This window comes from Sphingomonas sp. J315 (genome assembly GCF_024666595.1).
Taxonomy (GTDB): Bacteria; Pseudomonadota; Alphaproteobacteria; order Sphingomonadales; family Sphingomonadaceae; genus Sphingomonas.
The window spans coordinates 2,091,524-2,115,381 of sequence record NZ_CP088296.1; the positions used below are offsets into that span (position 1 = coordinate 2,091,524).

Genomic DNA, 23,858 nt, shown 5'->3' on the forward strand with positions numbered 1-23,858 from the left:
ATGCGGCTCGTGCTTGCCTCCACCTCCCCGCGCCGCCGCGATCTGCTGGCGCGGATCGGCGTCGTGCCGGATCGCGTGGCGGCTCCCGATATCGACGAGAACCCGTTGAAGGCCGAGTTGCCGCGTACCTATGCGCTGCGGCTGGCGGAGGCCAAGGCGCGCGCGGTGGACCGGGCTGACGATGAGATTGTCCTGGCGGGCGACACCACCATCGCGCTCGGTCGCCGCATCCTGCCGCCTGCCGAGACCGAGGATGTGCAGCGCGACCTGTTGGCCAAGCTCTCCGGACGCCGCCATCATTGCCTGTCGGCGGTGTGCCTGATCGGCCGTGACGGGCGTGCCCGCGTGCGCCTGTCCGACACGGTCGTCGCGTTCAAGCGGCTGAGCGAAGCCGAGATCGATCGTTACATCGCGTGCGGCGAGGGGCTGGGCAAGGCGGGGGGCTACGCCATTCAGGGTCGCGCAGAAGCGTTCGTGCGCTTTATCTCCGGCACCCATTCGGGCGTGGTCGGGCTGCCGCTCTACGACACCCGCGCCTTGCTGGAGACTGCCGGATACGATCTTGGCTGAGTGGCTCTACGAAGCAGGGATCGGCGAGAACCGCGCTGCGCTCGTCGCACGCGGCACCATCCGCAAGGCGCGGATCGAGCTGCCGGGCCTCCGCGCCGACACGGTCGCCATCGCCAAGCTGATCGACCGCGGCACCGGCAAGGTGATGCTGGCAGATCGCGGTGAGGCGCTGTGCGACCCGCTGCCCAAGGGGGTGACGCAGGGCGTGTCCTTCCCGGTGCGCATCGTCCGCGAAGCCGTCGCCGAGCGCGGACGGATCAAGCTGCCCAAGGCGGTACCCGCGCCCGATGCCACGCCTGCGCCCGGCCCCGATTTGCTCGCGCGCATCACCGCGAGTGGCATTCCCGTCCGCCATTGCCGGCCGCATGAAGCGGATGCGCTGGAGGAAGCGGGCTGGTCCGAAGTGCTGGAGGAAGCGCGCGCCGGCGAGATTCGCTTCGCCAGCGGCGCGCTGCTGCTCTCGCTCACCCCGGCGATGAACCTGTTCGATGTCGATGGCGGCCCGCCGTTGGGACCGCTGTCGATCGACGCCGCGCATGCGGTTGCCGCAGCGATGGAGCGGCTCGACATTGCCGGGTCGGTCGGGGTCGATTTCCCGACGCTCGCCAACAAGAATGAGCGCAACGCGGTCGGCGAGGCAATCGACGCCGCCTTGCCCCAGCCGTTCGAGCGGACTGCGATGAACGGTTTCGGCTTCCTTCAGATCGTCCGGCGCAAGACGCGCATGTCGCTGCCCGAGCTGATCGCCGCCGACCCGGTCGGCGCAGCGCTGCGGGCCGAATTGCGCCGCCTCGAACGCCTTCCCCCGCCCGCGCCGGATACCCATATCCTGCCCGCAGCGCTGCTGCGCCGGATCGAGCGTGAGCCCGACTGGACCGCGCAACTCCACCGCCGCACCGGCGGACATACGCGTTTTGTGGAAGCAACATGAAGACCGATTGCCCGATCTGCGGCGCCAAGCCGACGCCCGAGTTCAAGCCGTTCTGCAGCCGCGGCTGCAAGGATCGCGACCTGCTGCAATGGCTGGGCGAAGGCTATCGCATCCCCGGCCGCGCCGCCGATCCGGAAGAATTGCAAAGCGGGCTGGACAGCGGCCAACCCCGCGACTAAGAGCGCGCCTTCATCCGTGCCCGGATAGCTCAGTTGGTAGAGCATGCGACTGAAAATCGCAGTGTCGGCGGTTCGAATCCGTCTCCGGGCACCACTTTCCAGACATTGTCGAGTGTATGTTTCAGCCAGGCGTGAAACACGTGCGGCACCGCCTCACTGGCGGCGCAGCGTCTTGTCGAACCCCTCATTCGCCTTGGTCATTTTCGCCACCTTCCTGAACCAGGCGCGTACATGCCGCTCGAACCGGGCGTCGTCGTACAGGCCGGTCGCGCGATACTCGTCCTGAGCGATCAGATCCTTGATGCGTTTGGCGAACGCCACCTGATCGTCGACCGGGGCGTCGGCCAGCGCGCGGCACGCATATTCCTCTGCAGCGGCCTGATCATAGTCGTCGCGATAGTCATAGCCGCGCCGATCCGCCGCCGCCTGATCCAGCCGCGATGCCACGAGGCGGCGTTCGAGCCAGGTGCGGACCAGCGCCGCGTCCCAGGGCTTGGATGGGGTCGTCATGGCAGGTTCCAGTTCGTTTCGCGGCAACTTCATGATAGCGGCATCGCGCTATGGCCCGCAGGCGTTCAAAACACGATCCCTATGATCACCTTCCACCGGAGGACGAGGCGCCACCTGCGCCGGTGCTCTGCTGGCTGTGCGGCCGCCCGACCGGCAAGACAATCGTCTGGCACCATCCCGTACCCAAGAGCCGTGGCGGCCGCGACGTCGTGCCGATGCATTCGATCTGTCAGCAGACGGTGATCGCCAACTTCACCAATTCCGAACTGCAGCGCCACGGGATGGAAGTCGCGGGGCTGCTCGACAATCCGAATGTCCGCAAGTTCGTCGATTGGGTTGCCAACAAGGATCCCGATTTCACCGCGACCATCGCCAAGAAGCAGCGGTGAAAGCTATACCGGCAGCGCCGTGGTCGACTTGATCTCCGACAGCGCGACCGTCGAGTTGATTTCCTGCACCCCGGGCAGGCGCGAGAGTTTTTCGAAGAAGAATTGCTCATAGGCCTCGATATCCGCCGCGACCACGCGCAGCATGAAATCGACCGTCCCCATCAACACATAGCATTCGAGCACTTCGGGCAGCTCGTGAATCGACGCGGCGAATTCGTCGAGATTGGCGCGGCCATGCGCGTTGAGTTTCACCAGAGCGAAGACCTGCGCGCGCAGCCCGATCTTGCGCCGGTCGAGCAGGGCGACGCGCCGCTTGATATAGCCCTCGCGCTCCAACCGGTCGATCCGCCGCCAGCAGGGGGAGGGCGACAGGCCGACCGCTTCGGCCACCGCCGCAGTCGAGAGCGAGGCATCCTCCTGGAGCACGCGGAGAATGCGGCGATCGTGCGAGTCGAGTGGTTCGGGCATGAATTGACCTAGATTGCGGCGATATGCGGTCAGAGTTTAGCCAATTCTCGCCAAAACGCGAACAAATAGGTCAGAAAATTCCGGTGTCAGCCGTTACGATCGGGGCTTCGCGATCAAGGTGACCCGCTATGCCCGAATTCTCCGCCCCCGTTCCGCCCGAAGAGGTGCTGCGCCTCGACGACCCGCAATCGGGCCTGTCGGGGGTGATCGTGATCCATTCGACCGCGCTCGGCCCGGCGGCGGGCGGGTGCCGGTTCCACCGCTACGCCAGCGATGCCGACGCAGTGACCGACGCGCTGCGGTTGGCGGAGGGGATGAGCTACAAGAATGCGCTGGCCGGGCTGCCGCTGGGCGGGGGCAAGGCGGTGGTGCGGATGCCCGACGGGCCGTTCGATCGCACCGCATTGTTCCGCGCATTCGGGCGTGCGGTCGCATCGCTGGGCGGGCGCTATGTGACCGCCGAGGATGTCGGGACGAGCGTCTCGGATATGCAGTGCGTCGCCGATAGCACGCGCCATGTCGCGGGCCTTCCAGCGCGCGTCGGAGCGGCGGGGGGCGATCCGTCGCCCTGGACCGCGCTCGGCGTGCTGCGGTCGATGGAGGTTGCAGTGCAGCGCCATCTGGGTGCGTCGCTGTCGGACGTGACCGTCGCGGTGCAGGGGCTGGGCCATGTCGGCTTCGCGCTGTGCGAACAACTCCACGACGCGGGCGCACGGCTGGTCGTCGCCGAACCGCGTGCCGAAGTGGCGGCGGAGGCCGCGCGGCGCTTTGGCGCGAGCGTGGTGGCGTCGGAGGAACTGGTCTCCGCAAAGGCCGAGGTGTTCGCCCCCTGCGCGCTCGGCGGCGTGCTCGACGCGGTCGCAGTGGAGCGGATTCAGGCCGCAGTGGTATGCGGCGCGGCGAACAACCAGCTGGCAAGCCCGGCACAGGGCGATGCGCTGCTCGCGCGCGGCATCCTGTATGCGCCCGATTATGTCGTCAACGCGGGCGGGATCATCAACGTCGCCGCCGAACATCTCGGCTGGGGCGTCGATGAAGCCCGCGCGCGGGTCGAGGCGACTGGCGAGCGGCTGGCTGCGGTGCTCGACCATGCAGCCGCCGAACGGATCGCGCCGCATGCTGCCGCCGATCGCCTCGCCCGCGCGGCCATCGCCCGCGCGCCTCGCCAGCCGGGGCTCGCCGCCTGACATGTCCTTCAGCGAGTCGATGGGCACCGCGACCTTTGTCGTGACCGCTGCGCGCTGCCCGCAATTGCTGTGCCGCCTGCTCGGGCTGTTCGCGCAACAGGACCGGATGGTCGACGCTCTATCGGTCGAGGCACGCCCGCGCGGCTATCGCGCCGCGATCACCATTGCCGGGATCGACGCGCACCGCGCCGAGATCATCGGACACAAGATGCGCGCAATCGTCAGCGTGCGCACCGTGCGGCTTCGGTTCGGCTGACTCCGATATCTCGCGATCCGATTTGACAATTCTCTAAATAGGATCATCATCGCCAGATCAGGACGATTCACCCGCGTCGCGCCATTGGCTGCACGGGAAGGGTCGCGACGTTACGGGGAAGGGAAACGCGATGCGCGTATGGACGCATAAGGTCAAACTGGCGGTAGCGGCGGTACTCGCGCTGACCGTCGCGATACCGGCTTCAACCCAGCAGGCGCCATTGGTGCCTAAACCGACCGAGGTTCCGGTCGGTGAGACCGCATCGCCCACCACCCCGGTCGGGCTGGACCGGCTGACCAAGACCGATGTCGACACCTGGCTCGACGGATATATGCCCTATGCGCTCGCGCGCGGCGATATCGCCGGCGCGGTGGTCGTGGTGGTCAAGGACGGCGCGGTGCTGACGCAGCGCGGCTTTGGCTATTCCGATGTCGCCAAGCGCGCGCCGGTCGATCCCGACAAGACGCTGTTCCGCCCCGGTTCGACCTCGAAGCTGTTCACCTGGACCGCGGTGATGCAGCAGGTCGAGGCGGGCAAGATCGACCTTGACGCGGACATCAACAAGTACCTCGATTTCACGATTCCCGCCTATGACGGCAAGCCGATCACGATGCGCCAGGTGATGACGCATACGGCGGGGTTCGAGGAGATCATCAAGGGTCTGCTGGCGTTCGATATCCAGCTGAAACCCCTGGGCGACATCCTGAAGGAGCGGATTCCCGAGCGCATCTACGCCCCCGGCACCACGCCGGCCTACTCCAACTATGCGACGGCGCTGGCCGGCTACGTCGTCGAGCGCGTGTCGGGTCAGACGTTCGACGATTATGTCGAGCGCAACATCTTCGGACGCCTCGGCATGCAATATGCCAGCTTCCGTCAGCCGCTCCCCGCCCGGCTCAAGCCGTTCATGTCGCAGGGTTATGAATCGGGTGCGGGCAAGGCGCAGCGGTTCGAACTGATCGGCATGGCGCCCGCCGGCGCGATGTCGGCGAGCGGTGCGGACATGGGCAAGTTCATGCTGGCGTTCCTCAACGACGGCGGCCCGCTGCTCAAGCCCGCGACCACCGCAGAGATGCTCACCGCGCAGAATCTGAGCGTCAAGGGCGGCAACCAGATGGCGCTCGGCTTCTACGAAAACTGGATCAATGGTCGCCGTGCGCTCGGCCATGGCGGCGACACCGTCTATTTCCACACCGACCTGAAGATTTTCCCGGCGGAGAAGGTCGGCATCTATGTCTCGGTCAACAGCCAGGGCAAGGGCGGCGCGCCCGGCGCGGTGCGCGGCGCTTTGGTCGACGGCTTTGCCGATCGCTACCTCCCTGCCGCCGACGCAAAGCCGCCGGTCGAGCTGGCGACCGCGAAGGAACATGCCAAGATGCTCGTCGGCAGCTGGACCAACAGCCGTCGTGTCGCATCGAGCTTCGCATCCTTCGTCTATCTGCTCGGTGAGCAAAAGATCGGGCTCGACGAGGATGGTCGCCCGCTGGTTTCCGGCATCCCCTCGCTCGGCGGCGCGCCGCGCAAGTGGATCGAGGTCGAACCGTTCGTGTGGCAGGATGCCTATGGCAAGGAGCGCCTCGTCGCCGAAGTCCGCGACGGAAAGATCGTCCGCTGGACCTTCGGCATGGTCTCGCCCTTCATGGTGTGGGATCGTACTCCCTGGTATGCGACGGGCGCGTGGCTGATCCCGGCCCTGCTGTTCGCGCTCGCCGTCATCCTGATTACCGCACTCGGCTGGCCGATCGGCTGGATCGCGCGCAAGCGGTACGGGGCGCAGCTTGCACTGACCGGCCCGTCGCGCACGGCCTTCCGTGCCGTGCGCGGGCTTGCCTGGCTGGTCGTGCTGGTGCTGGTCGGCTGGCTGGTCGTGGTCACCGGAATCGAGAATTTCGAAGGCCATGGCAAGAATGACTGGCTGATCCTGACGCTGCAGGCGGTGGGCACGCTCGCCTATCTGGGCCTGCTCGCTGCCTCGGTGTGGAACGCCTGGCTTGCGTTCAAGGGGCGTCGCGGCTGGTTCTCCAAGCTCTGGTCGGTACTGCTGGTGCTCGGCGCCTTCGTCCTTCTGTGGGTGGCGTTGGTGTTCAAGCTGGTGAGTTTCGGCACCGGCTACTGATCGGCTCCGGCGATCCGGGCGCGGCACGCCGCCGCGCCCGGATCGCGCCAAATCACGATTGACAATTGTCCATTTGAGACAACACTATCCCAATCAGAAATACCGCGCGCCGGATTGGACCCGTGCGACAGGCGGGCTCAGGGAGACTCACATGACACGGCATATCAACTCGACCCGTATCGTCCTGTCCCTCTCGACGGCTGCCGCCGCGCTGATGCTCCCGGCATCGGCGCTCGCACAGGATGACGGCACCGGCGTCACCGTCGATCGCGACGAGGTCGTCGTGACCGCGCAAAAGCGCAGCGAGCGCGTCCAGGACGTTCCGATCTCGATCACCGTGGTCAGTGGCGCGGCGATGCAGCAGAGTGGCGCGTCGCAGCTCTCCGACTATGCCGCGTCGATCCCCGGGCTTCAGGTCGACAATGCCGGCTCCCCCGGCCGCTCCACCCTGTCGCTGCGCGGCGTCGCACCGATCGGCCCCAGCGCCACGGTCGGTATGTACCTGGACGATGCCCCGATCGGATCGAGCGGCATCTACAACCGCTCACAGGTCTTCACGCTCGACCTGATGCCCTATGATATCGAGCGGCTGGAGGTGCTGCGCGGGCCGCAGGGGACACTGTACGGCGCCAGCTCGATCGGCGGGCTGCTCAAATATGTGACCGTCCAGCCGGATCTGAACAATCTCACTGTCCGTGGCGGCGCTGAAGTCTTTACCGTGGCGCATGGTGACGGAGTTGGCTGGGCGGGGAACGCCATGGTCAATGTGCCGCTCGTGCCCGATCAGCTCGCGGTCAGCGCCAGCTATGCGCGCCGCGAGACGCCGGGTTATGTCGACAACATCCAGACCGGTGAGGAGGACGTCAACGACGCGGTCCAGCAGGGCGGCCGGGTGGCGTTGCTGTGGCGGCCGGATCCCGCGCTCACCATCAAGCTGAGCGGCGTGTGGCAGTCGGTCGACTCCGACAATGTCAGCATCGTCTACGAAGGCATGGGCAATACGCCGATCGCGCCGGGCAGGTCGTTCTTCAGCACCAACACCCAGCTGGCCGAACCCTTCACCAGCGACTTTCAATTCTACTCGGCCACGATCGGCTATGATCTGGGCTTTGCCGAGCTGAGCTCGACCACCTCCTACAGCAAGCTCGAGATTCTCGAGGTGACCGACGCGAGCCGCGTGTTCGGCGGTATCTTCGGCGGCTTCGCGCCCTATCCGGCGACGCTGGAACAGAAGAAATGGACCGAGGAGCTGCGCCTGACCTCAGCGCCGAGCACCAGCCTCGAATGGATGGTCGGCTTCTTCTACACCGATGAGGACAACACCCACAGCCAGGTGGTCCGCGCGCTCGACGCCAGCGGCACGCCGATCCCCGGCTTCGATCCGTTCGCGATCGTCGGCCTGCCCAACACGTACAAGGAATATGCCGTCTTCGGGAACGCGACCTGGAAGATCAGCGAGAAGTTCCATTTGACCGGCGGACTGCGCTGGGCGCGCAACGACCAGACCTTCACCCAGTCGACCGCAATCCCGCTGCTCGGCCTCAACGCCAGCGGCGACGGCGAATCGTCGGAAGAGATCGTCACCTACAGCGTCAGCCCCCAGATCAATCTGAGCCGCAACTCGATGATCTATGCCCGCGTCGCCAGCGGCTATAAGCCGGGCGGGCCGAACGTCGCGCTGCCGGGCTTCCCCGCCACCGTCGATGCCGAGAAAGTGACGAGCTATGAAGTCGGCGTGAAGGCCAGCTTCCTCGACCGTGCAGTCAGCCTCGATGCGGCCGTGTTCATGCTCGACTGGACCGACCTGCAGACCGCAGCCGCCTTTGCCGCCGGCATCAATGGATTGGTCAACGCCGGCACCGCGCGCAGTCAGGGCGTCGAGGCATCGCTGTCCATCACGCCGATCACGGGCCTGAATGTCGGCGCGAACTTTGCCTATACCGACGCCAAATGCACCGAGACGACGGCTGCCTGTACCGATGGCGACCAGTTGCCGAGCGTGCCGAAGATCGCGGCGGCGATGACTGCGGACTATAGCTTTGCGGTCGGCAGTTCGGCTGAGGCCCGGCTGGGCGGTTCGGTGCGCATCGTCGGGGATCGTATCTCTGCGGTCGAGAGTTCGGCGCTGGCGGTGCCGATCGACGGCTATGCTGCGCTCGACCTCAACGCAGCCGTCACCTTCAACGACAAATGGACATTGCGTGCCTATGCCCGCAACCTCACCGATTCCGAGGGGCGGATCACCAGCAACGTCGCAACCACCAATCCCGGCTTCCTGTCGACCGTGCCGCTGCAACCCCGCACGTTGGGCCTGGCCATCGACCTGTCCTTCTGATCGCGCCGGGCATGAACGCTCCGTTCAACGCGCCGTCGTCGGACGCGACGCTGCCTCAGCCCTATCTGCTCTTTCTGGGGGATACGGTCGAGCGCGGCTTTGCCAAGACCGCGCTGGGGTTGCGCGACTGGGCGGCGGACAAATGCGTGGGGGAGCTGCGGCTGACCGACGCGACCGTGTCGACCGGGCTCCCGCAAATGACGCCGGCTCAGGCGCGGGCACAGGGCGCGCGGGCGATGGTGATCGGGGTCGCCAATCAGGGCGGGATCATCCCGCTCGCCTGGCGCGCGTCATTGGTCGAGGCGCTGGAGGCGGGACTCGATCTGATCGCGGGGATGCATATGCGCCTTGCCGATCTGCCCGAGATCGCGGCCACGGCGCAGCGGCTGGGGCGGACGCTGCACGATGTGCGCGTGCCGCCCGCCGACATCCCGGTCGCGACCGGGCGGAAGCGTAGCGGCAAGCGCCTGCTGACCGTCGGCACCGATTGCGCCTTGGGCAAGAAATACACCGCACTGGCGCTCGCCCGCGCCTTTGCGACACGCGGCGTGCCGACCGATTTCCGCGCGACGGGGCAGACCGGGATCATGATCGCGGGCAGCGGCATCCCGATGGACGCGGTCGTCTCGGATTTCGAGGCGGGTGCGGCTGAGATCCTGTCGCCCGACGCCGCGCCCGATCATTGGGACGTGATCGAGGGGCAGGGGTCGCTGGCGCACCCCGCCTATGCCGCCGTGTCGCTCGGTCTGCTCCATGGCAGCCAGCCCGATGTGTTCGTGGTGTGCCATGAGCCGGGGCGCACTGCGATGCTTGGCACGGCAGGCTATGGCGTGGTCAGCGTCGAGGAGATAGCGAGCCTCGCCATCGCGCTCGGGCGCCGCACCAATCCCGCTATCCGTTGCGGCGGATATTCGTACAACACCGCTGCGCTTGACGCCGACGAGGCCGAGGCGCTGATGGCCGCCGAAAGCGCGCGGCTGGGCCTGCCCGTCGCCGATCCAATCCGCGGCGGTGCCGCATTCGACGCGCTGGTCGACAATTGCCTGAAGGGCGCATGACGATGACCCAACCGACGCTGTTCCAGCGCTTCCTGCTCCCCGGCCTCGCCTTCAAGGGGGTGGTGATCGGGGGCGGCTATGCCACCGGGCGCGAGCTGGCTGAATTCTTCATCCCCAGTGGGCCGCAAGGCGGGTTGATGGCGATGATCCTCGCGATGCTGATCTGGAGCGCGGTGTGCGCCGCGACCTTCGCTTTCGCGCATCTGACGCGCAGCTATGACTATCGCAGCTTCTTCCAGAAACTGCTCGGCCCCGGCTGGATCGCGTTCGAGATCGTCTATGTCCTGCTCCTGGTGCTGATCCTCGCGGTGGTCGGGGCGGCGGCGGGGGAGATCGGGGCGAGCTTTGGCGCACCCGCGATCCTCGGCACGTTGCTCCTCACCGTGACAATCGCTGTGGTGACCGGCATGGGCACCGCATCGGTCGAGCGTCTGTTCAAATATGCTTCGACCCTGCTCTACATCGTCTATGCGCTGTTCCTGATCCTCGGCCTGTGGCTGTTCGGCGACCGCATCGGTGCGAACCTCGCCACGCCGACCCCGACGACGGGCTGGGTGATGGGGGGCATCGCCTATGCCGGCTATAACCTGATCGCCGCCGCCGCAGTGCTGCCGCTCACCGCGCATTTCACCAGCCGCCGCGATGCCGTGATCGCCGGATCGATCGCCGGGCCGCTGGCGATGCTGCCGGCGTTTGGTTTTTTCCTGTGCATGATCGCCTTCTACCCTGCGATCGGCGACGAAACCCTTCCGTCCGCTTTTCTGCTGGGACAGATGAATATTCCGGTGTTCACGATCGCGTTCCAGGCGATGATCTTCGCCGCCTTGCTCGAAACCGGGGTCGGCATCATCCACGCGGTCAATGAGCGCGTGTCCGGCGTCTGGCAGACAAGGCGTGGCGTGCCGCTCGGCAGCGGGCCGCGCGCCGGCATCGCGCTCGCCTTGCTGCTTGGCTGCGTGTTCGTCGCCACCGCGATCGGCCTGATCGACCTGATCGGCAGTGGCTATCGCATGCTCGCCTTCGCGATGCTCGCCGTCTTCGTCCTTCCCGTGATGACCCTGGGCGTCGTGCGCATCCTGCGCGCGCGGCCCGAAGTGGAGACTGTTGCATGATCCGCGCCCTGATCGCGCTTCCCGCGCTGCTGCTCGCCACCGCGCTCCCCGCCGCCGCCGACCTGCCCAAGGGGTTCGCCGAGAAGGTCGAGACGCTCCGCGCGAAAAGCGGCGCGCCCGGCATCGCCATCGCGGTGGTGCACAAGGGCAAGGTCGAACTGGCGCAGGGCTGGGGCACGACCAAGCTCGGCGGCACGCAAAAGGTCGATGCCGACACGATTTTCCAGACCGGATCGACCGGCAAGGCAATGACCGCCGCCGCGCTCGCCATCCTCGTCGATCGCGGCAAGATCAAATGGGACGACCGCGTGATCGACCACATGCCCTGGTTCCGCATGGCCGATCCGTGGGTCACGCGCGAGATCACGATCCGCGACCTGCTGGTCCATCGCAGCGGGCTGGGGCTCGGTGCGGGCGACCTGCTCTACGTCCCGCGCGGCAAGCTGTCGCGCAAGGAGACGGTGAAGCGCCTCGCCTATATCCAGCCCGCGCGCAGCTTCCGATCGGGCTATGCCTATGACAATATCCTCTATTCGGTCGCCGGGCAGCTGATCGAGGAAGTCAGCGGCAAGAGCTGGGAAGACTTCATGGCGCAGGACGTGTTCGCCGCGGGCGGGATGACCAGCGCGACGGCGAATTACGAAAGCCGCCTCGCCAACCCCAATCGCGCGCATCCGCACGCTCGGATCGGCGGCGCAGTGCGCGGCGATGGCCCCGTGTCGATGCTCGACGAGCGTGCGGCGGAGCTTGGCCGCGCGGCGCTCCCGGCGGGCGGCCTCGCGCTCAGTGCCAAGGATCTCGCGCGCTGGCTCCAGATCCAGTTGGCCAAGGGCGCGCTGCCCGGTGGCGGGCGCCTGTTCAGCGCGGCGCAGTCGGCGGAGATGTGGAAGGGGGTGACGCTCCAGCCGATCTCACCGATGCCCGGCCAGCTCGCGCCGCTGACCCCCAATTTCAGCTCTTACGCGCTCGGTTGGAGCGTCACCGACTATCGCGGTGTCCGCGTGATCGCGCATGGTGGCGCGGTATTCGGCGCGATCGCCTATGTCATCCTGCTCCCGGATCAGGAGGTCGGCATCGCCGGGGTGGTCAATGCCGAGGAGACGGCGCTGCTGCGCGGGGTGATCCATACATTGGTCGACCATTATCTGGGCGTGCCAGATCAGGATTGGCCGACGCGCTTCAACAGCTTCATCGAACAACGCATCACCGGGGCGAAGGCGGCGCTGTCGACCACCCGCGCTGCACCCGCCAAGGTCGGGCCGTCGCTGGCGCTGGACCGCTATGTCGGCACCTATCGCGACGCCTGGTATGGCGATGTCGTGGTGGGCAAGGGCGCGGATGGCGGGCTGACCATCGACTTCACGACTACCCCGGCGATGAAGGGGAAGCTGGTTCACTGGCAGTATGACAGCTTCGTCACCCGCTTCGACGACAAGTCGCTCGAGCCCGCCTATGTCACCTTCGCGCTCGACGCCGATGGCAAGGTCGCGCGCGTGTCGATGAAGGCCGAAAGCCCGATCGCCGACTTCAGCTACAATTACCAGGATCTGGACCTGCGTCCGGTGGGAGCGGGCAAGTGAAGCGTTTCTCGACGCTCGCCCTGCTACTGCTCGGCGCCTGCACCGCCGCGACGCCCGAGAAACCCGCCGAAGACACTGCGGCGCTGCACAAGCGCCTGCTGGTTCTCGACACCCATCTCGACACGCCGCTTCATTTCGGACGTCCCGGGTGGAGTTTTGGCGACAGGCACGACCCCGCGACAGACATTGCGCAGGTCGATATGGGGCGGATGGAAGAAGGCGCGCTCGATGGCGGCTTCTTCGTCATCTACACCGATCAGGGGCCGCTGACGGCCAAGGGCTATGCCGATGCGCTCGCCTTTGCGCGCGGGCGATCCGACGCGATCGACACCACCCTCGCGCAGTTCCGTGACCGCATCCTGCCTGCGACCACCGCCGAAGAAGCGCGCCGCTACAACGCTGCGGGCAAGCTGATCGCGTTCAAGAGCATGGAAAACAGCTATGCGCTGGGCGAGGACCTGACGCTGCTGGCCGAGTTCCACAAGCGCGGCGTGCGCATGGCCGGACCGGTGCACGGCAAGAACAACCAGTTCGCCGACAGCTCGGGCGACAAGCCGCGCTGGAACGGGTTGAGCCCACTCGGTCGCCAATGGGTGGCGGAGATGAACCGGCTGGGCATGGTGATCGACGCCAGCCATTCCTCCGATGCGGCATTCGACCAGATGCTCGCGGCCTCGCGCGCGCCGATCATCCTGTCGCATTCGAGCGGGCGGGCCGCCTATGACCACCCCCGCAACCTCGACGACACCCGCCTCCGCGCGCTGGCGGCAAAGGGCGGGGCGATCTGCATCAGCACGATCTTCCTGTCGGAGATCAACCTGGCCGGTGAGCGCGGCGCATTGTTCGCGCAATATGAAAAGATCGCGACCCTCACACCCGCGGAACAGGCGGAGCTGGTGCGCAAGTGGCGCGAACTCGACAAGACCCAGCCGCTGTGGGACGCCGATTTCGAGAAGTACATGGCGATGGTGCTGTACGTCGTGAAAGTCGCCGGACCCGACCATGTCTGCTTCAGCGGCGACTGGGACGGCGGCGGCGGGGTCAAGGGGTTCGAGGATATCTCGGCGCTGCCTTTGGTCACCGCGCGGCTCAAGGCGGCGGGCTATTCGGACGAGGATCTGGCGAAGATGTGGGGCGGGAATATCCTGCGCATCGTCGCGGAGGCACAGGCGAAGGCGGAGGGCTGAGGGGCAAACTCCGTTGGTCACCCCGGCCTTGTGCCGGGGTCCACTGCGCCGCACTTCCCGCGCTCAAGCTTCTTGCGTCGCGCCTCGCCTCTCGGTGGACCCCGGCACAAGGCCGGGGTGACGAGGGAGGGTTGAGGGTCAATCAGCTGCCGGTTGGCTTCCGACCCCATTGCGGGCGCTGACGGCAGGGGGCGCAAAACTGCATTCCCTGGACCATGCTGTCCGCTGATGTCGAAACTACAATCCGCCGGATCATCGTTGCAGTTTCGACGGGCGACTATCGAAGCGCCTTGGCGGAAGTCAGTCGATCGCGCTGTTCGGCAGAAGACCTTTCACGCGCAATTTCCGAGCATGGACGAGCGCTTTCAGCGCCCCCGTTTGCTGATTGGGACGTCATAGCGGTCGGCAATGAGGTCGGGCAGGAATGGTCAGTCCGAGCGCCGCTGTGGAGCCAAAGTGAGGGTGGGCGGTCTGATTTGGAGCTTCGCCTGACAGTGATGAATGTGGATGGCGAAACTTCAATCGAACTGGACGACATACTTGTCGCTTGATGGCAGTTTCCCACTCACTAGCCGTCATCCGAACGGCACCGTCGCGGTGTGCGGCCCTACAACGCCGACTTCGACCGCCGCTGCCCCCCCGCTTCGACCACTTCCTGCCCCTGCAGGGTCATCAGCGATTCCATCAGCCGCTCCTCGGCGCTCGAACACACGCCCAGCACGGTCGCCTCGGCACAGCCCTCGGCGGCGATATAGGCGTGGCCCATGTTCGAATCGATGTAGATCGACTCCCCCTCGTGCAGCACCACGGGGTCGTAGAATTCGGTATGCACCTCGACCGCGCCCTGCAGGACGTAGATGAATTCCTCGCCCGAATGGCGGACCAGCTCGCCGAACTCCTCGACGGTGCGCGCGCGGATCCTGGTGACGATCGGGATCATCCGCTTCCGACGGAGTTCGGTATTCATGTAGAAATAGTCGTAATTCGCGGTCTCGACCCGCACCGCGCGGTCGAGCTTGCCGACGCTGCGGCGCGCGGTCACCGGCTGCTGCTGCGGATCGGCGGGCTCGCTGCTTTCGGCGAACAGCTCCGACATGCGCAGCCCCAGCTTCTGCGCGAGCTGCAGCAATTTGTCATAGCTCAGCGTCAGGCGGTTGTGCTCGATCTTCGACAGGGTCGATACGGGAATCCCGGTCCGCTCGCTCATCTGCTTGAGCGTCCAGCCCTCCTGACCGCGCAGGCGGCGCAGGAAACTGCCAAGAGTGGGGGCATCAGACATAGAGCGCGATCACCTCAAAGTTTCCGATCAGGACAGTCCGTCCCGATCGGCACCCTTTGGTGATAGCAGCGTCTTGCCGCCAGACAATCCCGTTGCGGACCTAAATCCCCGGGCACGGATGGCGCAGCACGCGCCCTGCGCGCGCGCCGGTCGGCTGACCCTTGTCGAGCGCCAGCGCGCCGTTGACGATCACCGTGTCGATCCCCGTGGGCGGGGTGGTCGGCGCGTCGAACGTCGCACCGTCCTTGATCGTGTCGAGGTCGAACACCACCACATCTGCGCGCATGCCCGGACGCAGCAGTCCGCGGTCGGACAGGCCCAGCCGATGCGCGGGCCATCCGCTCATCTTGCGCACCGCGTCGGGCAGGGTCAGCACCTTCCGCGCCTTCACATATTCGGCGATGATGCGTGGGAAAGTGCCGTTGGCGCGCGGATGCGGGCGTCCCTGTTTCTCGGGATCGACGGTCGAATCCGTCGCGCCGGCATCGGTGCCGACGCTGACCCAGGGCTGCTTCATCGCCAGCGCGATGTCGGCCTCGTCCATCATGAAATAGAGCGCGGTGGCGCGTGCGGGCAGTGCGTCGAGCCAGATGTCCCACGCGGCGTCGGCGGGATCCTTGCCCAGCGCCTTGCCGATCTCCGCGAAACTCTTGCCGTGGAACCGGGCGTACTTCTCGTTCTGCGCATTGGCGAGGACGACGTTCGTCCACCCGCCCGAGGCATGGACCAGGTTCGACCAGTCGGGCTGCGACCCCGCCGCCAGCTCCTTCTTGATCTTCGAGCGCACTGCCGGGTCGCGCAGCGCGGCGTGCGCCGCCTCGCGCCCCTTGGCGAAGACATGGGTGGGGACGGTGACGTCGAGTCCCGTGCCGCCCGCGCGATAGGGATAGATGTTCGCGCCGACATCGACCCCGCGGCTGCGCGCAGCCTCGATCCGCGCGATCGCCTGCGGCATCAATTTGCCCCACAGTGGTGCATAGGCGGCCTTGATGTGGAATATCTCGACCTTCGCTCCGCTGCGCTCGCCGATGCTCACCGCCTCGTCGATCGCGGTCAGCAGCTTGTCGCTCTCGTCGCGCATATGGGTGGCGTAAAATCCGCCGCATTTGCCCGGGATCGCCGCCAGCCGGGCGAGGTCGCTTTCCGACTGGAAGGATGCGGGGTGATAGATCAGCGCCGTCGAGATGCCGAACACGCCCGCACGCATCGCAGTGCGGACTTCGGCCTCCATCGCTTTCAGCTGGTCCTCGGTCGGGGTGCCGGCGGCGTCGCCCATCACCTTCACCCGCGCCTGCACCGCGCCGTAATAGGTGCCGAAATTGACCGCGATGCCCTGGCGCTCCAGCTGGTCGAAATAGCTGGTCAGTTCGCCTGCCGGGACCGCGGTGCCGCCCTCGCCCGCGATCAGCGTGGTCACGCCCATGCGCAATTTGTTGACCGCCGACCCGTCGTTGAGCAGCGCGCGCTGGCTGTGGTCGAGCATGTCGATGAACCCGGGCGCGACATAGCGGCCGCGCGCATCGACCTCCTGCTTGCCGGTGCCGGTGACGGTGCCGATCGCGACGATCTTGCCGTCCTTGATCGCCACGTCCCCGCTGACCCAGGGATTGCCCGCCCCGTCGAGCACGCGCCCGCCCCGGATCACGATGTCGAACATTGGATCGGCCGGGGCGGTGGCCCCGATCAGCAAAGGCACGGCGAGCAGGGCGAGCGATCGGATCATGTTTTGGGTCCCCAGACACTGTCGTCACAACTGACTTTGCCGTCGCGATAGACGATCGACGGGGTGCGATCCTGCTTCAGGAACGTCGGGCCGTCGAGATCGACGATGTTGCAGCGCTGCGCGAGAATGAAGGCCGGGGCCATCGACAGGCTGGTGCCGACCATGTTGCCGACCATCACGCCCAGCCCCAGCTCCTCGGCCAGATCGGCGATCCTCAGCGCCTCGGTCAGCCCGCCGCATTTGTCGAGCTTGATGTTGATCACGTCAAACCTGCCGCGCGCGCTCGCGACATCGGCGAGCGTCAGGATGCTCTCGTCGCCCGCGAGCGGGATCGGGGAGGTATAGCCGTCCAGGTCCGCCTCACGCCCGCGCTTGAGCGGCTGTTCGAGCAGGTCGACATTCGCCTCCACCAGCACCGCGACCAATGCGTCGAGCCGGTCGATCGTATAGCCCTGATTGGCGTCGACGCCGAGCCACACATCGGGCCGCGCCGCGCGGATCGCGCGCACGCGGGCGGCGTCGAGATCGTCGTCGCCGGTCAGCTTGACCTTGATCGCGCGCGCATCGGCCCAGCCGCGCGCTGCCGCTGCCATGGCTTCGGGGTCATCCGCGCCAAGCGTGAAGGTGGTGACCACCGGATGCGGTGCGTCGATCCCGGCGACTTGCCACACCGGCACGCCCGCGCGGTCGGCCTCCAGCTCCCACAATGCCGCGTCGACCGCGTTGCGCGCACCGCCCGCCGGCATCAGCTCGCGCAGCGCCAGCCGGTTGATCCCGGCCTCGATCCCCGGCCGCGCGGTCTCGATCGCCGCGAGCATGTGATCGACGTCATCGCCCAGATAATAGACCCCCGCCGCCTCGCCGCGACCCCGCGCGCCGTCATCCTCCAGCGTGACGACGACGATGTCCGACGTCTCGAACACATGGCCCGAAATGCGGAACGGGGCGTTGAGCGGCAGGCTCTCGCGCGCGACGGTAAGCTTCATGGAGTCCCCTCAATCCTCGACATAGACATATTGGTTCTGCTGCCCGTCATTGATGGTCAGCGTGCGCTTGCCGTCCTTGACCCCGACCAGCGCGTCGACGCCGATATTGCCCGGCCCGACCGAGATGATCGAGATGGTGCCATCGGCATTCTTGCGTGTCGCGATCGGTCCCTCGACGAACCCGGCCTTGATCCACTTCGCGCCATTCTTCTCGCTGATCGCTATCTGGCCCACCGCCGGGTCGGAATAATGGCCTGCAAGGTTGCCGAGCACCGCCGGATCGCCCGGATAGGTCAGCCGCCCGCGCCGCGCCGCCGCGCCCGCCTTGATCCGCGCCGCCGCTGCCGCGACATCGCGCTCCGCCTCAGGCTGGCCGTCATACAGGATTTCGAGCAGGCGGCGCAGCGTCGGGGCGAGCAGTGCCGCGCCCGGATCGCTGTTGGTCAGGATCACCATGCCGACCCCGCTCTCGGGCAGCGCGTACCAGTTGCTGTGATAGCCGAGCAACGTGCCGCCATGGGTGACGACGTTGACGCCCTTCGCATTGGTCTGGAACAGGCCCATGCCGTACCAGCTGTCGGGGCCGACCTGGACGCCCTTCTTGCGCCGCTCTGTCAGGTTCGCCTCGCTCACCACGCGCTTGCCGTCGAGCACGCCCTTGCCCAGCTCGAGCTGGACATAGCGGATCATGTCGGCTGTCGTCGCGAACGCCGCACCTGCGGGGCGATAGGGGTAGGGCGACCAGTTGAAGTCGTTCGACATCAACGTGACCTTGCCATCGATATCGAGACCATGCGGTGCCGCCCAGTTGCCCGCCATCCCCTCGGCATAGTCGAAGGTCGCGTCCTTCATGCCGAGCGGCTTGAAGATCTTCTCTTCCATCGCGCGGTCATAGCCCGCGCCGAATTCCATCTTGGGATGCAGGACATAGCCCGCGACATAGCCTGCCGCCGATGCCAGCTGGTTGTTGTACTGGAAGAGGTCGCCGAACTTGCTGGTCGGCATCGTCGCGGCGAGCTGCGCGAAGGTGTCCGATGCGGGCTGGCCCTTGTCGGCGAGGATGAAGGCGTAATCCTTGCGCGGCAGGCCGGTGCAGGCGCAGACCAGATGCTTGACCAGCACCGACTGGGTCACCTCGTCATTGCCGAGGCGGAACTGCGGATAGAGGTCGACGACCTTCTGGTTCCAGTCGAGCTTGCCCTCGTCGGCGAGGACCGAGAGCAGCAGCGTCGTCATCCCCTTGGTGTTCGACGCGACCATGAACTTGGTGTTCTGGTCGACCTTCTCCGGCGATCCCAGCGCGCGGACGCCGAACCCGCCCTGCCACAGGACCTTGCCGTCATCGATCAGCGCGAAGCCGATGCCCGGCACCTCCAGCGTCTGCCGCGCCTTTTCGACGAAATCGGTGAGCAGCTTGATCCGTTCGGGGGTCAGCTCGTGCGCGGTCTTGCCCGCGAAGCTCTCGGCCTGAAACCCGGCGGGCTTCAGCCCCGCCTGCACCACCGACATCGCGGCGGAGCGCTTGGCGGCCGTTCCCGCGCCGCCATCGACGATCAGCACCGTCCACGCCGTCCCCTTGCGCAGCGCCAGCGCCGAACGCACCGCGCGCTCGGTCGGTGCGACTTCATAGGCAAGACTCAACCGTTCATCCCAGCCATCGCCCGCTGGCACCGGGGTGGTCAGGCGCGGCTCCGGTCCGGCGGCGCCGCGCACGGCGACCCATGCCTTGGCCGCAGCATCCTTGCCGTCGCTCGCCGCGCCGATGTCGATCACGGAGATGCGCAGATCGCCCTCGGGCGCGGTGAAGGTCACCGCCTGCCCGCTGCGCGCGGCGGTCCAGTCCTTGGGCTGGACGAACTGGACGCCGCTCTGGGTCTTGCCCGGCGTGTCGGCGGCCACGCTCTGCGCGAGCGCGGCGGCGGGCAGGGTCATCAGGGCGATGGCGGTCAGGAACTTCATGCGACGTCTCCTTGGCACGATCACGGCTTTACCTGGTGGAATGCGACATGCGGAAGCGAACTGAACCCCAGCCGCCATTTCCCCTCGCCGCCATAGAATTGCAGCCGCTCGAACGGCCCGCCCGCGCGCGCGCCGGTGCGGCGTTCGTACAACTGCGGCCCGATCCGCTCCCAATGCGTCTTGGCACCCTCGACGACCAGGGTGATCGCGTCCGGCCCGGCCGCCTCGACCTTCCAGTCGCGGTCGGGGTTGGCCGGGCGCGCATAGTCGCGGCGGTTCATGCGATAGGCGCCGACCGGCACCCTCTCGCCCGCCGGGGTCGCGACCTTTGGCGCGGCATTGACCGGGAACAGCCGCCCGATCAGCGCCTCGACCAGTTCGGTGCGCCCGCCATAGCTGCCCTGCCCCCCCGGTCTCGGACACGAAGAAACCCAACCCCGCCTCGGGTGCGAGGATCATGTTCGAATGAAAGTCGCCGGTATTGCCGCCATGGCCGACGAGACGCGGCCCGGCCTTTCGCACCACCATGAAGCCATGTGCCATGCCCTGCAGGCCGGGCGCGTTGGCGCGCGAATCGCGCATCAGCAATGCGACCGATTCTGCCTTCAGGATGCGCTTGCCGTCGAGCGCGCCGCCGTTCAGCATCGCCAGCATGAACCGGCTCATGTCCGCGCCGCTGCTGCTCGCCGAACCGGCCGGCATCACCGGGCTGAACAGCTCGAACGGCTCGGCGACCAATTTCCCGTCCTTGACCACATAGCCATTGGCCATGCGCGGCGCGAGCGCGGGCGGCAGCGGCTCGCGGAAGGTGGTTGAGGTCATGCCGAGCGGCGCGAAGATGTTGCGCTCGACATAGTCGGGGAAAGGCACGCCCGACACCCGCTCGACGATGTAGCCCGCGATCGCCGATCCATAGTTGGAATAGGAAATCTCGCCATCCGCCGGCCACAGCCGTTCGGGCACGCGCTGCTTGAGCCAGGTCTGGTACGGGATCAGCTTGTCGACCGACGGCGCGGTCAGATTGCCGACATCGCTCATGCCCAGCGCGTGCGACAACAGGTCGCGCACCCGGATCGGCTTGCCCTCGAACGGCGGAATCTTGAAGTCGAGATAGGTGTTCACGTCCGCGTCGAGATCGACCTTCCCCGCCTCGACCTGCTGCAACAGCGCGGACCAGGTGAACATCTTCCCCGTCGACCCGGGGCGGAACAGCGTGCGCATCCCGTCAACCGGTACGCCCTTGTCGATATCGGCAAAGCCGTAGCCGCGCGAGAACAGGATCTTGCCCTGATAGACCACGGTGACCACCGCGCCCGCTACCTCGCGCGTCGCAATCTGCTGCGCCATCACTCCGTCGACAAAATCGGCGAGACCGGCGATGCGGGCAGGGGGAGTGGAATAGGTCGCGACGGGCGCGGGCTCGCGACCGCCGGCGGCGGCGGGCAGCGCCGACCCGATCAGCGCAAGCGCGGCGGTGCCGCGCAGCCAGGACGATGGACGCGGCATCTTACTCTCCCCTTGAACGAAGTTCAGCGGCGGCGCGGCGCCCGGATGCTTCCCGGTGCGCCGCGCGCCGATCATGCGAGGCAGCTCGCGACGAGTGCGTCGAACGCGGGGCCGCCGCGGATCGGGTCGGCGACCGGCAATCCCAGCCGCTCGCTCTCACGCGCCATCAGTTCGGCCGCTTCTTCGGCGCTGAACGCCGATGTGTTGAACGCGAACCCGCCACAGCGGATCGCTGCATTGGTACGACTGCCGAGGCGGATCGTCAGATCGACGATCTCGTCGATCGATGTCAGCGCATAGCCCGCCGTCCCCAGCATCTCGCGTCGCCCCGGCTCGTGGCACACCACGAACACATCGGGCTGGCTGCCATGGAGCAGTCCCAGCGACACCGCGGCAAAGGACGGATGCGTCAGCGCGCCCTGACCCTCGATCACGTCCCAGTGATCGGGCGCGGCGTCGGGGGAGAGGATTTCGGCGGCACCGGCCTCGAAATCGGAGACGACCGCGTCCATCGGCACGCCACCGCCCGCGATCATGATCCCGGTCTGGCCGGTCGCGCGGAAATCGCTGTCGATCCCGCGCGCCTCGAACGCGCGCCACAATGCGAGCGCGGTGTATTTCTTGCCCAGCGCGCAATCGGTGCCGACGGTCAGCAGCCGCTTGCCGGTCCGCTTGCGTCCGCTCGCCACCGGGATGTTCGCTGGCGGCACGCGCACGTCGATCAACCGGCGGCCCAGTGTCTCAGCAACATGAGCAAGCCCCGGAATGTCGGACAGCCGCGCGTGCATCCCGCTGACCAGATCCAGCCCTGCCTCAAGTGCGTCGAGCAGTGCCGCGCGCCAGCTGTCGGGAATCACCCCGCCCGGATTGGCCACACCAATCACCATCGCCCGCGCGCCGCGCGCCTGTGCCTCGGCCGGGGTCATTGCGGTCAGCCCGGTGGTGACCTCCGCCTCGGCCAGCGCATATTCGCCGACGCAGCGCTCGGGTGCCCAGTCGCGCAGGCCGAACGCGGTCTTGGCAAAGCCCGGCTCGCGCGTGTCGCCGAGGAACAGCAGATAGGGCTGGGGCAGCGCCAGAGCATCCAGATCGGGTCCGTCGCTCGGGACGGTGAGGGTGGTAAAATTGCCCATGATCAGCCGCCCCAGGTCGCGGTCAGCAGCCGCTGGAAATTGCCGCCCAGCACCGCCTTGATATTCGCATCGGAATAGTTCCGCCGGATCAGCTCGTCGGCCAGCGCGTACATCTTGAGCGGGTGGTCGAACCCGTCGACATCGATCTTTTCGCGAAAGGCGTAACTGTCCTTGTAGGCGCCGCGCAGCATCTTGTTCATCTCCGGCGAGGTGTCGTCATAGCCGTACAGGTCGGAATCGGTGCCGATCCCGACATGCTCGATCCCGGTCAGCTTCACGACATGATCGATATGGTCGGCATAATGGCGGATGGTGGTCGGGTCGGTCTTGCTGATGAAGTTGCGCACCCCGGTGATGCCCATCACCCCGCCCTTGGCCGCCATCGCCTTGATCGCCTCGTCGGTCTTGACGCGCGGATGGTCGACCAGCGCGCGGCAATTGCTGTGGGTGATCGACAGCGGCTTGGTCGAGATGGCGATGGCGTCGAGCGTGGTGCGGTCGCCGCAATGCGACACATCGATCAGCATCCCGACATCGTTCATCGCCTTGATGATCTCGGCGCCGAAATCGCTCACCCCGCCATCGACCCGGTCGGTCGATCCCGACCCGATCCGGTTCTGCGAATTGTAGGTCAGCTGCGCGCAGCGCTGGCCCAGGTCGTAGAAGGTCTTGACGTCGGCCGGGCGCAGGAAATGGTCGGCATTTTGCAGCCCCATGATCACCGCGACCTTGCCGTCCTTCTTCGCGCGCAGGATGTCGGCGAACTTGCTCATCCCGGTCAGGACATGGCTGTTGCGCGCGACATAATTGCCCCAGATCGCGAAGAAATTGAACGCCGCTTCCTTGGCGTTGGGGCCGCCCAGCCCGACCGCGTGGTGAATCGCGGTAATGCCGCTCGCGCGAAAGTCCGCGACCATCTGGTCGCTCATCGGTGCGGCATAGAATTCGGGGCTGAAGTCGATCTTGATCGGGGCGAGCATGTCGACGACCACCGACTGGCGGACCAGCTCGATCGCGCGCTTCGAATAGCTGCGCCCGGTGACCGGATCGACCTGGAAGCTGGCGCGCGCGATGTGCGGCGCGGCAATCGCGACGACCCCCAGCCCGCCGATGGCCTGACGACGAGAAACCCGCATTGCCCCATCTCCCCGAATTTTCTGATGAGGACGCTATAGTCCCGAATGGAGAAGGTCAACCGGTCCCGCGCGACTTGTCGCGGCCTGCTTTGGGTGCGCGGCGACCTGTTGTGCGTCCAATCGACTCAAAATAGTGGAGAATCAGGGGGATAATTGCCCACATCTTGCACCATAGGAAATATATTGTCCTGATCGGGACAATGTGTCACTTTTCTTTCCCTGGGAGAGGATGGCCGCCCGGGAGGCAGGCCAACAAGG

At 66.5% G+C, this 23,858-nt stretch carries 21 protein-coding genes and 1 tRNA gene; 14 read left to right on the forward strand and 8 right to left on the reverse strand.

Going from position 1 to position 23,858, the window contains the following annotated elements:
* The 4 genes from LRS08_RS10780 to LRS08_RS10795 all read left to right on the forward strand — a co-directional run bounded on the left by LRS08_RS10780 (window position 1) and on the right by LRS08_RS10795 (window position 1,774).
* Entirely contained in the window at window positions 1–570 is a 570-nt protein-coding gene (locus LRS08_RS10780; protein WP_257843689.1) for a Maf family protein, read from the forward strand.
* Window positions 563–1,501: a ribonuclease gene (locus tag LRS08_RS10785; protein ID WP_260480707.1), complete on the forward strand. Its 939-nt coding sequence runs from the start codon at window positions 563–565 to the stop codon at window positions 1,499–1,501. Before LRS08_RS10780 ends, LRS08_RS10785 begins: the two co-directional genes overlap by 8 nt.
* Window positions 1,498–1,680, forward strand: coding sequence for a DNA gyrase inhibitor YacG (locus LRS08_RS10790; RefSeq protein WP_257843687.1), 183 nt, complete (start codon window positions 1,498–1,500; stop codon window positions 1,678–1,680). Before LRS08_RS10785 ends, LRS08_RS10790 begins: the two co-directional genes overlap by 4 nt.
* Window positions 1,681–1,698: 18 nt before the next feature.
* Window positions 1,699–1,774 (forward strand) — tRNA-Phe (locus tag LRS08_RS10795).
* Between the two features lie 59 nt (window positions 1,775–1,833).
* Here the strand turns inward: LRS08_RS10795 and LRS08_RS10800 are convergent.
* Window positions 1,834–2,190 carry a hypothetical protein gene (locus LRS08_RS10800; protein WP_257843686.1) on the reverse strand — a complete coding sequence of 119 codons (357 nt, stop codon included), beginning with the start codon at window positions 2,188–2,190 and terminating at the stop codon, window positions 1,834–1,836.
* Between the two features lie 50 nt (window positions 2,191–2,240).
* Between LRS08_RS10800 and LRS08_RS10805 the strand changes: the two genes are divergently transcribed.
* A complete protein-coding gene (locus tag LRS08_RS10805) occupies window positions 2,241–2,579 on the forward strand; it encodes a hypothetical protein (protein ID WP_257843685.1) in 339 nt (112 codons plus the stop codon).
* Between the two features lie 3 nt (window positions 2,580–2,582).
* On the opposite strand, the gene LRS08_RS10810 is transcribed toward LRS08_RS10805, so the two are convergent.
* The gene (locus LRS08_RS10810; RefSeq protein WP_260480708.1) at window positions 2,583–3,047 is read right to left on the reverse strand and encodes an Lrp/AsnC family transcriptional regulator; all 465 of its coding nucleotides are present in this window, start codon (window positions 3,045–3,047) and stop codon (window positions 2,583–2,585) included.
* A gap of 128 nt (window positions 3,048–3,175) precedes the next feature.
* Between LRS08_RS10810 and LRS08_RS10815 the strand changes: the two genes are divergently transcribed.
* The 9 genes from LRS08_RS10815 to LRS08_RS10855 all read left to right on the forward strand — a co-directional run bounded on the left by LRS08_RS10815 (window position 3,176) and on the right by LRS08_RS10855 (window position 14,429).
* The gene (locus LRS08_RS10815) at window positions 3,176–4,234 is read left to right on the forward strand and encodes a Glu/Leu/Phe/Val family dehydrogenase (RefSeq protein WP_260480709.1); all 1,059 of its coding nucleotides are present in this window, start codon (window positions 3,176–3,178) and stop codon (window positions 4,232–4,234) included.
* A 1-nt stretch (window position 4,235) separates the two neighbouring features.
* Window positions 4,236–4,490, forward strand: a complete 255-nt coding sequence (locus LRS08_RS10820) for a hypothetical protein (RefSeq protein ID WP_257843684.1) — start codon at window positions 4,236–4,238, stop codon at window positions 4,488–4,490.
* Between the two features lie 130 nt (window positions 4,491–4,620).
* The gene (locus LRS08_RS10825; protein WP_257843683.1) at window positions 4,621–6,606 is read left to right on the forward strand and encodes a serine hydrolase domain-containing protein; all 1,986 of its coding nucleotides are present in this window, start codon (window positions 4,621–4,623) and stop codon (window positions 6,604–6,606) included.
* A gap of 151 nt (window positions 6,607–6,757) precedes the next feature.
* On the forward strand, window positions 6,758–8,941 hold the full coding sequence (locus tag LRS08_RS10830) for a TonB-dependent receptor (protein ID WP_260480710.1): 2,184 nt from the start codon (window positions 6,758–6,760) through the stop codon (window positions 8,939–8,941).
* 11 nt (window positions 8,942–8,952) lie between these two features.
* Complete coding sequence (locus tag LRS08_RS10835) at window positions 8,953–9,999, forward strand: DUF1611 domain-containing protein (RefSeq protein ID WP_257843681.1); 1,047 nt, start codon at window positions 8,953–8,955, stop codon at window positions 9,997–9,999.
* On the forward strand, window positions 9,996–11,111 hold the full coding sequence (locus LRS08_RS10840) for a hypothetical protein (protein ID WP_260480711.1): 1,116 nt from the start codon (window positions 9,996–9,998) through the stop codon (window positions 11,109–11,111). Before LRS08_RS10835 ends, LRS08_RS10840 begins: the two co-directional genes overlap by 4 nt.
* Window positions 11,108–12,691, forward strand: a complete 1,584-nt coding sequence (locus tag LRS08_RS10845; RefSeq protein WP_257843679.1) for a serine hydrolase — start codon at window positions 11,108–11,110, stop codon at window positions 12,689–12,691. Before LRS08_RS10840 ends, LRS08_RS10845 begins: the two co-directional genes overlap by 4 nt.
* Window positions 12,688–13,878 (forward strand): dipeptidase, encoded by a 1,191-nt coding sequence (locus LRS08_RS10850; RefSeq protein WP_257843678.1) that lies wholly within the window; start codon window positions 12,688–12,690, stop codon window positions 13,876–13,878. Before LRS08_RS10845 ends, LRS08_RS10850 begins: the two co-directional genes overlap by 4 nt.
* A gap of 215 nt (window positions 13,879–14,093) precedes the next feature.
* Window positions 14,094–14,429: a hypothetical protein gene (locus LRS08_RS10855; RefSeq protein ID WP_257843677.1), complete on the forward strand. Its 336-nt coding sequence runs from the start codon at window positions 14,094–14,096 to the stop codon at window positions 14,427–14,429.
* Window positions 14,430–14,485: 56 nt separating this feature from the next.
* Here the strand turns inward: LRS08_RS10855 and LRS08_RS10860 are convergent, their stop codons facing one another.
* The 6 genes from LRS08_RS10860 to LRS08_RS10885 all read right to left on the reverse strand — a co-directional run bounded on the left by LRS08_RS10860 (window position 14,486) and on the right by LRS08_RS10885 (window position 23,600).
* Entirely contained in the window at window positions 14,486–15,157 is a 672-nt protein-coding gene (locus LRS08_RS10860; protein WP_257843676.1) for a helix-turn-helix domain-containing protein, read from the reverse strand.
* Window positions 15,158–15,257: 100 nt separating this feature from the next.
* The gene (locus LRS08_RS10865) at window positions 15,258–16,880 is read right to left on the reverse strand and encodes an amidohydrolase family protein (protein WP_257843675.1); all 1,623 of its coding nucleotides are present in this window, start codon (window positions 16,878–16,880) and stop codon (window positions 15,258–15,260) included.
* Window positions 16,877–17,866 (reverse strand): dipeptide epimerase, encoded by a 990-nt coding sequence (locus LRS08_RS10870; protein ID WP_257843674.1) that lies wholly within the window; start codon window positions 17,864–17,866, stop codon window positions 16,877–16,879. The genes LRS08_RS10865 and LRS08_RS10870 overlap by 4 nt, the downstream gene beginning before the upstream one ends.
* Before the next feature lie 9 nt (window positions 17,867–17,875).
* Complete coding sequence (locus LRS08_RS10875) at window positions 17,876–21,331, reverse strand: serine hydrolase domain-containing protein (protein WP_260480712.1); 3,456 nt, start codon at window positions 21,329–21,331, stop codon at window positions 17,876–17,878.
* Between the two features lie 71 nt (window positions 21,332–21,402).
* Window positions 21,403–22,464, reverse strand: a complete 1,062-nt coding sequence (locus tag LRS08_RS10880) for a DUF1611 domain-containing protein (protein ID WP_260480713.1) — start codon at window positions 22,462–22,464, stop codon at window positions 21,403–21,405.
* 2 nt (window positions 22,465–22,466) lie between these two features.
* A complete protein-coding gene (locus tag LRS08_RS10885) occupies window positions 22,467–23,600 on the reverse strand; it encodes a dipeptidase (RefSeq protein ID WP_257843671.1) in 1,134 nt (377 codons plus the stop codon).
* Between the last annotated feature and the right edge of the window lie 258 nt (window positions 23,601–23,858).

Excerpts from the sequence above, each read along its gene's own strand:
- LRS08_RS10845 (WP_257843679.1), top strand. The coding sequence starts at position 11,108 with ATGATCCGCGCCCTGATCGCGCTTCCCGCGCTGCTGCTCGCCACCGCG.
- LRS08_RS10860 (WP_257843676.1), bottom strand. The coding sequence starts at position 15,157 with ATGTCTGATGCCCCCACTCTTGGCAGTTTCCTGCGCCGCCTGCGCGGT.
- LRS08_RS10880 (WP_260480713.1), bottom strand. The coding sequence starts at position 22,464 with ATGGGCAATTTTACCACCCTCACCGTCCCGAGCGACGGACCCGATCTG.
- LRS08_RS10865 (WP_257843675.1), bottom strand. The coding sequence starts at position 16,880 with ATGATCCGATCGCTCGCCCTGCTCGCCGTGCCTTTGCTGATCGGGGCC.
- LRS08_RS10825 (WP_257843683.1), top strand. The coding sequence starts at position 4,621 with ATGCGCGTATGGACGCATAAGGTCAAACTGGCGGTAGCGGCGGTACTC.
- LRS08_RS10820 (WP_257843684.1), top strand. The coding sequence starts at position 4,236 with ATGTCCTTCAGCGAGTCGATGGGCACCGCGACCTTTGTCGTGACCGCT.
- LRS08_RS10780 (WP_257843689.1), top strand. The coding sequence starts at position 1 with ATGCGGCTCGTGCTTGCCTCCACCTCCCCGCGCCGCCGCGATCTGCTG.
- LRS08_RS10790 (WP_257843687.1), top strand. The coding sequence starts at position 1,498 with ATGAAGACCGATTGCCCGATCTGCGGCGCCAAGCCGACGCCCGAGTTC.
- LRS08_RS10815 (WP_260480709.1), top strand. The coding sequence starts at position 3,176 with ATGCCCGAATTCTCCGCCCCCGTTCCGCCCGAAGAGGTGCTGCGCCTC.
- LRS08_RS10835 (WP_257843681.1), top strand. The coding sequence starts at position 8,953 with ATGAACGCTCCGTTCAACGCGCCGTCGTCGGACGCGACGCTGCCTCAG.
- LRS08_RS10840 (WP_260480711.1), top strand. The coding sequence starts at position 9,996 with ATGACGATGACCCAACCGACGCTGTTCCAGCGCTTCCTGCTCCCCGGC.
- LRS08_RS10810 (WP_260480708.1), bottom strand. The coding sequence starts at position 3,047 with ATGCCCGAACCACTCGACTCGCACGATCGCCGCATTCTCCGCGTGCTC.
- LRS08_RS10875 (WP_260480712.1), bottom strand. The coding sequence starts at position 21,331 with ATGCCGCGTCCATCGTCCTGGCTGCGCGGCACCGCCGCGCTTGCGCTG.
- LRS08_RS10800 (WP_257843686.1), bottom strand. The coding sequence starts at position 2,190 with ATGACGACCCCATCCAAGCCCTGGGACGCGGCGCTGGTCCGCACCTGG.
- LRS08_RS10870 (WP_257843674.1), bottom strand. The coding sequence starts at position 17,866 with ATGAAGCTTACCGTCGCGCGCGAGAGCCTGCCGCTCAACGCCCCGTTC.
- LRS08_RS10805 (WP_257843685.1), top strand. The coding sequence starts at position 2,241 with ATGGCCCGCAGGCGTTCAAAACACGATCCCTATGATCACCTTCCACCG.
- LRS08_RS10830 (WP_260480710.1), top strand. The coding sequence starts at position 6,758 with ATGACACGGCATATCAACTCGACCCGTATCGTCCTGTCCCTCTCGACG.
- LRS08_RS10855 (WP_257843677.1), top strand. The coding sequence starts at position 14,094 with ATGCTGTCCGCTGATGTCGAAACTACAATCCGCCGGATCATCGTTGCA.
- LRS08_RS10885 (WP_257843671.1), bottom strand. The coding sequence starts at position 23,600 with ATGCGGGTTTCTCGTCGTCAGGCCATCGGCGGGCTGGGGGTCGTCGCG.